Raw genomic sequence first — 6,177 nt, 5'->3', positions numbered from 1 at the left:
TCTGTCTGTCGTACCGAAACACGGCATTGTCACAGCCATGATCTGACTTCTGTCCATATCCAGCATGTCAAAAGCACGTACAGTCACAAGCAACGCCAATGTGGAATCCAGACCGCCTGAAATGCCTACAACCGCATGTCTGCAGTGTGTATGTGCCAGACGCTTCTTCAATCCCATCGCCTGAATTGTCAGAATCTCTTCACATCGTCTCGTTCTGTCCATGGCATCATCCGGCACAAACGGATGTGGATCAATGAAACGTCTTAAATCCACTTCATGCATTTCAAGATCAAAATCAATCACACGGTAACCATTGTCAAACTTCGGCTGCCATGTGGTCATTCTGCGTCGTTCGCTGATCAGCTTGGACATATCCATATCTGCCATGATCATCTGATTGCTGAAACGTTCAGATTCTGCCAGAATGCTGCCGTTTTCGCAGATCAGATTGTGCGCGCCAAACACAAGGTCTGTTGAAGATTCACCCTCACCGGCATCTGCATAAATATAGCCGCAGACAAGTCGTGCAGACTGTCCGCTTACAAGGGATCTGCGATAGATATCCTTGCCTGTTGTCTCATCACTGGCTGACAAATTGGCGATCACCGTCGCCCCTGCCAGTGCATGGCTGATGCTTGGCGGCTGTGCAACCCAAAGATCCTCGCAGATCTCTATACCAAGGGTAAAAGCCGGCATCTGACGGCATCTGAACAAAAGTCTGGTACCAAATGGATACGTTCTTCCATTAAATAAAACATCCGCCTCAATATTCGCACCGCTGTGATAATGGCGTCCTTCATAAAATTCTGAGTACGTAGGCAGATAAGACTTCGGTACAAATCCAAGTATATCGCCATCATGAAGCACTGCAGCGACATTGTAAAGGACACCATTCACCGTCAGCGGCAGACCGGCTAATACAACCATATTCTTGTCTCTTGTAGCCTCTGTCAGTGTAAGCAGTGCCTTTCCTGCACCATCCAACAGGCTTTCCTGCAGGAAAAGATCACTGCATGTATATCCTGTCAGGCATAATTCAGGCAGTACAAGCAGACTGACGCCCTGCTCATAGGCCTCGGACACAAGTGCTGCCGCAGATGCGCCGTTAAAATTGCAGTCCGCCACCCGGATATCCGGAGTGGCCGCTGCAACGCGTAAAAATCCGTCAAACATACGAATGTTGCCTCCAAATTTATCGTTATAGTCAGCGTTTTTCTCTGAGAAGGCCTCTTCGGTAAGCATCCAGCAGCTGTTCCAGATCAACGATGTCTTTGCGGATCTGCTTGCCGACATCGGTATCTGCAACCAGCCGGCGTTCATTGACCAGCTGAACAACTGTAATATTGGAATGGATATCGGTCTCTTCGATAATCGCCTTTTCAAGACTTTCAAATGGTTCATGGGTAACAAGTCGAAGTCCGTAGGAATTGTAGATCAGCGTATAGCCTGCAATACCCGTTGTCTTCTGATAAGCCTTTGAAAATCCTCCGTCAATAATCAGCAGCTTGCCGTTGCCCTTGATCGGGCTTTCCCCCTTCTTGAACTTCACCGGCATATGACCATTGACAATATGGCATCGCTTCGGATCCATACCGAATTCCCTGAGAATCATATCACAGATATCTTCTCTCTCGATCAGTTTATAATAATAATCCTTACGTTCTTCCTTCAATGATGGTTCATTGATAAAATATCGCTCAAATGTGGCCATTTTCTCCTTGCCAAAAACAGGTGAATCCTCATTGGACCAGATGAACCACATAATATCCTGACCGTACAGCCGCTCTTCCGGATCACTGCTCATATAATAGCCCTTTCTTGCGCAGCTCTCAAGGAAATCATATAAAGCTTTACCGGAATACTTCTTGCCCTTCAATGTTACATCTCTGAATGTGCCGTCTTCATTGAACGGAACACAGCCATGATAATACAGATTGTCATTGTAGCAAAGATAAAGGCTGCCCTGCTTGAAGAAGAACTGGATATGCTTCTGAAGCTTCTCACACCCCTTAAAGGCAGTCACAAGACGGTTCATAATATCTTCTTCTTCCGGTGAAAGCGCATACGGATCCTTCGGATCAATGGTCGGGAAGTTATGATCAAGCAGATCATATTCCTTGCCGTCTATGGTTATACTGCCCTTTTCATAGTTAATCTTATCCAGTAAAAGTCTGTCCGCCATATGGAATTCCGGTCGGCGCATCATCAGCTGCCCTTCCAGTTTGAACTGGATGATTGCAATGGCCTTATGCATCTTAACTTCCACTTCTTCTTCCACCTGACTGATGCTGTAATCCTCCCTCTCCACATGCTTAATCGCAAACAGTGAACAAGGATCATCTCCATAAACCGTATTGGCAAAATTCGCCAGAGGCATCAGATTGATACCGTAATCATCTTCCAATGTATTCAGATTGCCGTAACGGGCACTGATACGGATAACATTGGCGATGCAGGCCGGATGTCCGCTGGCTGCACCCATCCAGAGCACATCATGGTTGCCCCATTGAATATCCACAGAATGGTAGGACATCAGTCTGTCCATGATGGCAGCTGCCCCCGGACCTCTGTCAAAAACATCCCCCACGATATGCAGATGATCCACAACAAGACGCTGGATCAGATTGCACATAGCCACAATGAATTCCTTAGCACGATTAATGCGGATGATCGTATTGATGATCTCATTGTAGTATGCCTCTTTATTCAGGATATCTTCTCTCTCGTAAAGAAGTTCCTCTATGATATAGGCGAAGTCTTTCGGCAGTGCCTTTCTGACTTTTGACCGTGTATACTTAGACTGCGAACGCTTGCAGACGCGGATCAGGCGATGAAAGGTCATTCTGTAAAAATCTTCAATATCATCTTCTTCCTTCTCTATAAGCTCAAGCTTCTTCTCCGGGTAATAGATCAATGTTGCAAGCTGCTTCTTGTCCTTCATACTGATGCTGTTGCCGAACTCTTCATCGATCTTGGCTCTGACTGCCCCTGAACCATTCTTCAGCACATGGAAAAACTGCTCGGCTTCTCCATGGATATCACTGAGAGCATGCTCCGTTCCTTTCGGCAGGTTCATAATGGCAGACAGGTTGATAATCTCCGTTGATGCCGACGCAATGGTCGGATACTTCTCAGATAAAAGTTTCAGATAACGCTTCTGTAAATCGTCCATCTGTTCCATAGCGGCTCCTTTCCGTTTTTCTATTCTGCTAACCAATGACATCGCTCATCTGATACATGCCCGGCTTCTTTCCCTTCAAAAACTGTGCAGCCTGAATCGCACCCTTGCCGAAAATAGCCTTTGAATAAGCCGTATGCTTAATCTCGATCACTTCATCCGGACCACAGAAAAGGACTTCATGCTCACCGACAATTGTACCGCCTCTGACAGCCTGGATACCGATCTCATTGGCCTCTCTTCTGGCACGTTCTGCTGAACGATCCAGTTTGTATGTATAGCGATCATCCATAGCCTCATTGATCGCATCTGCAATCGCCAGTGCTGTTCCGGACGGTGCATCCATCTTCTTGTTGTGATGCTTCTCAACAATCTCAATGTCATAACCGACTTCACCGAGAATCTTTGCAGCTGCCGCTGCCAGCTTGAAAACTGTATTCACACCCAGTGACATATTGGCAGAACGCAGGATCGGGATCTGTGCTGAAGCAGTCTTCACATCCTCCAGCTGTTTCTCACTCAGACCTGTTGTACAAAGAACCAGCGGCATCTTTCGCTTCAATGCATAAGCCAGAACCCCATCTACAGCCTGTGCAACAGAGAAGTCAACAATCACATCCGCTTCCACATCACATGCATCACAAGATGTAAATACCGGATATGGATTCTCTCTGTTATCCACACGGTCAATACCTGCCGTGATCTCTGCATCCTTGTCTTCCGCTGCCAGCTTTGTGATCACCTGACCCATGGCGCCGTTGCAGCCATGCATAATTATCTTTACCATCTCTGTATCCTCCATTTGATTGATTCTATTCATATATAAATATTCATTGGTAACTGTTCATTGCCCGATTGTCTTCTCTTTTACAGTCTTCTGACAATGCACTACTTTCATTTTACCCTACATCGGGCCATAACGCAATTATAGTTAAAGTATTGACATTCTCATAACCTGTTTTTTGAAATTTTGCTTGGCTCTGAACAGTTACAAGTTTTTAATAAACAAAGAAAGACTCTCCCGGATACACAATACGCTGTGCTTCCGAAAAAGTCTCCAGAAAAATCTGTTTCTTATTCTGCCAGTTTCAGACCATAAGCCTTCATGGCTGCAGCAAGACGTGCCTTATGTTCAGGCTCAATCTCGGATAAAGGCATTCTGAGCGGTCCGACATTCATGCCAAGCAGATTCATTGCCGCTTTAACAGGGATCGGATTCACTTCGTTGAATAATTCATGCATCAAAGGCAGTGCCTTTAACTGCATTTCAAGACTTCCCTTCACATCCCCTGCCAGATACTTGGCAACAATATCATGAGAATCTCTCGGGCAAATATTCGAAAATACGGAAATCACGCCGATACCGCCAAGGGACAGAATCGGAACAACTTCATCATCATTACCTGAATATAAATCAATACATCCGTCTGCCAGCTGCATCAGTGTGGCAATCTGGGAAATATTGCCGCTGGCTTCCTTGATTCCGACAATATTGTCACATGTCTTTGCCAGTGTCACAGCTGTCTCAGGGGCAATATTCACACCTGTACGGCTCTGTACATTATACAGAATGATCGGCATATCTGTATGCTTTGCAATCTCTGTGTAATGTGCCACAAGGCCTTTCTGTGTTGCTTTATTATAATAAGGTGTCACAACCAGTGCACCGTCTGCGCCTGCCTCTTCAGCCTCTTTCGTCAGATAGATGGCTGTCTCTGTACTGTTGGAACCTGTACCTGCAATAACAGGAATTCTGCCTGCTGTACGGCTGATAGCTGTACGGATACATTCAATATGTTCTTCCTCTGACAATGTGGAAGACTCACCGGTTGTACCGCAGATAACAATACTGTCTGTGCCATTCTCAATCTGATAATCAATGGTCTCTTCAAGTTTCTCAAAATTAACTGAACCGTCTGCATGCATTGGTGTAACGATTGCAACACCTGCACCTTTAAAAATTGCCATATCTCTTTCCTCCAATTTTATTACTGCCATAAAGGGGACATATACTTCCGCTCTTTTTTGTGCAAGGCTCAGGGCCTTCCAATGAAACAGACCATGGCATAAAAAAGAGCCGACGCAATGCCGACTCATAAGAATAATCTCAACTATGAAAATTCTTCAAGCAGCACTCCATCAAAATGATGACAGTCATACAGCTCTTAACTGTATGCCCAGCAATATATCTTCCAGGAAATATAAAGCTTCGGCATATCATCCTTTCCAACCCATTCATCTGCACCTGACTGCATCCTGAGTTCTACTTATATAAATATGCGCCTCTACTTAATTACTGTTTCATAGTATCACCAAATACCCCTCATGTCAACAGAAAAGCTACATACATGACGGTTTTTCAGAGCAGGCACCTTTCACAATGTCCAGCCTTGAAATATAATCCGCATACGGAATCAGTTCTTCCGGAAGGTGACGGCCTGTCATGATCAATTCCACAGACTCATCTTTCATGTCGATCAGGCGGATCACATCTTCACAGGTAATAATCCCAAGATCAACAAGTCCCAGAATCTCATCCAGGATCAATACATCACATTCCCCAATGGATAATACTTTCTTTGCAAAATTATAGCCATTGAGAATATTTACCTTCTCCTCCTGCTTCTCCTCATCACTCAGATCTTCATAAAAAGCTTCTTCTCTTTCGAACCTGAAAACCTTGATCTCCGGCTCCAGTCTCTTCAGGTAATCCAAACTGCCGGTCATCTTACCCTTCAGAAACTGTATAACAAAAACTTCTTTCTCCTCGCCTGCGCAGACAAGTGCACGCCCCATCGAAGAGGTGGATTTGCCTTTGCCTTCACCAAAGTAAATCTTTACTAAACCTTTTTCCACAACATTTACCTCTGATTCTTATAATGAATCTCTCTATCCTCTCACATCGTGAATTATAAAACAATATGTAACTGTTCAGAGCCAAGCAAAATTTCAAAAACAGGTATAAAATGCTTGCATTTTTAAGTCTGTTTTTGAAATTT

General features: G+C 44.7%; 5 protein-coding genes and 1 riboswitch. All 5 genes read right to left on the bottom strand.

What is annotated here, in order from left to right:
• Window positions 1–1,242: NAD(+) synthase (locus tag WMO25_RS13450; RefSeq protein ID WP_349085730.1), on the bottom strand; the 1,242-nt coding region annotated here is incomplete at its 3' end.
• Window positions 1,205–3,172, bottom strand: coding sequence for a fructose-1,6-bisphosphatase (locus tag WMO25_RS13445; protein WP_349085732.1), 1,968 nt, complete (start codon window positions 3,170–3,172; stop codon window positions 1,205–1,207). The genes WMO25_RS13445 and WMO25_RS13450, both read right to left, overlap by 38 nt.
• 37 nt (window positions 3,173–3,209) lie before the next feature.
• Window positions 3,210–3,965, bottom strand: a complete 756-nt coding sequence (gene dapB / locus WMO25_RS13440; RefSeq protein ID WP_117527550.1) for a 4-hydroxy-tetrahydrodipicolinate reductase — start codon at window positions 3,963–3,965, stop codon at window positions 3,210–3,212.
• Between the two features lie 287 nt (window positions 3,966–4,252).
• A complete protein-coding gene (gene dapA / locus WMO25_RS13435) occupies window positions 4,253–5,146 on the bottom strand; it encodes a 4-hydroxy-tetrahydrodipicolinate synthase (RefSeq protein ID WP_015515420.1) in 894 nt (297 codons plus the stop codon).
• Between the two features lie 153 nt (window positions 5,147–5,299).
• Window positions 5,300–5,474, bottom strand: a riboswitch (Lysine riboswitch).
• Window positions 5,475–5,518: 44 nt separating this feature from the next.
• Window positions 5,519–6,034: a cob(I)yrinic acid a,c-diamide adenosyltransferase gene (locus WMO25_RS13430; protein WP_117538578.1), complete on the bottom strand. Its 516-nt coding sequence runs from the start codon at window positions 6,032–6,034 to the stop codon at window positions 5,519–5,521.
• Between the last annotated feature and the right edge of the window lie 143 nt (window positions 6,035–6,177).

This window comes from Coprococcus intestinihominis, assembly GCF_040096555.1.
In the GTDB taxonomy this organism is placed as follows: Bacteria; Bacillota; Clostridia; order Lachnospirales; family Lachnospiraceae; genus Coprococcus_A; species Coprococcus_A intestinihominis.
The sequence above is the reverse complement of the archived record's forward strand: the minus strand, read 5'-3'. Positions and strand labels throughout refer to the sequence as shown.

Coding starts and splice junctions, on each gene's coding strand:
- dapB (WP_117527550.1), bottom strand. CDS start 3,965: ATGGTAAAGATAATTATGCATGGCTGCAACGGCGCCATGGGTCAGGTG.
- dapA (WP_015515420.1), bottom strand. CDS start 5,146: ATGGCAATTTTTAAAGGTGCAGGTGTTGCAATCGTTACACCAATGCAT.
- WMO25_RS13445 (WP_349085732.1), bottom strand. CDS start 3,172: ATGGACGATTTACAGAAGCGTTATCTGAAACTTTTATCTGAGAAGTAT.